Origin of the sequence: Clostridium sp. E02 (assembly GCF_003833015.1) — a bacterium.
Taxonomy (GTDB): domain Bacteria; phylum Bacillota; class Clostridia; order Lachnospirales; family Lachnospiraceae; genus Lacrimispora.
This window is the reverse complement of sequence record NZ_RJLQ01000092.1, coordinates 1-246: the sequence shown is the minus strand read 5'-3', so window position 1 is coordinate 246 and position 246 is coordinate 1. Positions and strand designations below refer to the sequence as shown.

Annotated in this window: 1 protein-coding gene; it reads right to left on the bottom strand. The window is 41.9% G+C overall.

Annotated features, from left to right (window positions below; genetic code table 11):
• The coding region (locus tag EFT72_RS19075; RefSeq protein ID WP_206426696.1) for a transposase at positions 1 to 246 on the bottom strand (246 nt) is incomplete at both ends.

Here is a 246-nt window from a genome sequence, read left to right as displayed (position 1 = left end):
TCTGATATTTTGCTTCAGGAAACACCTGACCAATTGCTTCGACCATACCAAGAGCCTTATCTCCAGTGATTAGCTTAACCCCTGATAAGCCACGGCTTTTGAGCCATACCAAGAAGTTTTTCCAACTCTCAAGATCTTCTTTTAAACCTTCTGCGGCACCAATCACTTCTCTGTATCCATCTTCTGTAACACCAATGGCTACAAGTACTGAAACACTTTCATATTCTCTACCCCAGCATCGTTTTA